This window comes from Leisingera sp. F5, assembly GCF_001593695.1.
Map to the genome: position 1 here is coordinate 1 of NZ_LUKH01000764.1, position 1714 is coordinate 1714.

The window sequence follows — 1714 nt, forward strand, 5'->3', positions numbered from 1 at the left end:
TGGTTCCCTAATAATGGTTAAATGAAGTTTAATTGGTTGCCCAAAAGTGAATAGTTAAATTTCTAAAGGTATATTTTTCCCAATGACAGGGCCGCCGTCTGCCATGGCGTCGATTTTTTTGCGTGGCCAGGCAACTTCGACAATGGCGCCGCGCCGTTCGCGGTAGGGACTGAGGGTTTGGAAAGGGTCTGCGCCATTGGCGAATCTCAGCTGTGCACCGGTGCGCTGCAGCAGCGTTTTGGCAATGAACAGACCCAGGCCCATGCCTTCGTACTCGGGCCGCTGCTTCAGCTCGTTTTCGCCTCGGCGGCGGCGCACAAACGGATCGCCAATGCGGCCCAGCAGATGCGGCGGAAATCCCTGGCCATCATCGCAGATCCGCAAAATGATCCGGTCGTTGTTCCAGGCAGCATCTATCCAGACGGTGGAGTGGGAGAAATCCACTGCATTCTGCACCAGGTTGCGCAACCCGTGGATGATCTCAGGCTTACGCATAACTGTTGGCTGCTGGAAGTCACCTCCCTCCAGCGGCTCCTCATGGTAGATAACGGATTTGCCGCGGTTCATGTGCGGCTCTGCCGCTTCGGTCACCAGGGTTGAAAACGGCGCCTGACGTAAATGCAGATCGTCATTGCCGACCCGGCCCATGCCGCGCAGGATGTCGCGGCAGCGGTCGGCCTGTTCACGGATCAGCGCGGCATCTTCGCGCAGGTCAGGGCGGTCATCCAGCTCTTCGATCAGCTCGGCACTGGCGAGTTTTATGGTGGCCAGCGGTGTGCCCAACTCATGCGCCGCTGCCGCCACCACGCCGCCCAGGTCGGTCAGCTTTTGCTCGCGCGACAGCGCCAGTTGGGTAGCGCTGAGCGCATCCGACATTGAGCGCATTTCGTTGCTGACCCGGAAGGAATAGGCGCCGATGAACAGAATGGCGATGACAATGGCGATCCAATTGCCGAAGATGAACACATCGGGAATGCGCAGGATGAAACCTTGTTCGGTGCGCAGCGGCAGGTGGAACTCTGCCATCAGGGTGACAAGAATGACAGCGGTGGCACCGATGATCAGGGTGGAGCGCAGCCCCATAACAGCGGCGGAAATCGTCACCGGCCCCAGCACGAGTAAAGCAAAGGGGTTGTTCAACCCGCCGGTCAAATACACCAGGAAGGCCAGCTGCAGCAGATCGAACAGCACCATCAGGAAGTTCTCAAACTCGGTCAGGCGCTTGTTTTCCGGAAAAGCGAAGATGGCGATCAGGTTACCGGCGGCTGAAATACCAATAGCCAGATAGCACAGGCCCAGCTCCAACTGCAGGTTAAAGCGGTGCTGCGCCACGGCAATGGCGGTGATCTGCCCAGCAATGGCCACCCAGCGCAGCAGGATCAGGGTCCGCAGGCGGATCCAATGGCTGTGTTCCTGGCCGCTTGTCAGCCTGAAGATGCGATCGCTCATAAGGTTCGTTGCTCCCGCAGATGTGACGCCGTGCGCCAGTTGCATCGGCTGTGTTTCTTGATAGGTCTGGCGCTGCAAACGATCAACAACCCTTCCCTTACGAAAAGTGTGATCTCATGACCCGCGTCTATGCTCTCTTTGCTGTTGCTTTTGTTGCTGCCCTTGTGGGTGGTGCCTGGTTTATGACCCGCGGAGGGGCTGGAGGCGACAAATTCGCACAGTGCCGCAGCAGCCAGATCGCTGGCGGCACCGATACCATCGGCGG

The 1714-nt window shown here is 58.3% G+C and carries 1 protein-coding gene and 1 pseudogene; one reads left to right on the plus strand and one right to left on the minus strand.

Going from position 1 to position 1714, the window contains the following annotated elements; genetic code table 11:
• Positions 1-54: 54 nt before the first annotated feature.
• A complete protein-coding gene (regB, locus tag A2I95_RS35680) occupies positions 55-1449 on the minus strand; it encodes a sensor histidine kinase RegB (RefSeq protein WP_259988696.1) in 1395 nt (464 codons plus the stop codon).
• Between the two features lie 116 nt (positions 1450-1565).
• Here regB and A2I95_RS35685 point away from each other — a divergent pair.
• Positions 1566-1714 (plus strand): annotated as a pseudogene (locus A2I95_RS35685) (SCO family protein); the annotation flags it as partial.

What these genes read in the sequence shown, in the direction of transcription:
- regB (WP_259988696.1), bottom strand. Translation starts at nt 1,449, where the DNA reads ATGAGCGATCGCATCTTCAGGCTGACAAGCGGCCAGGAACACAGCCAT.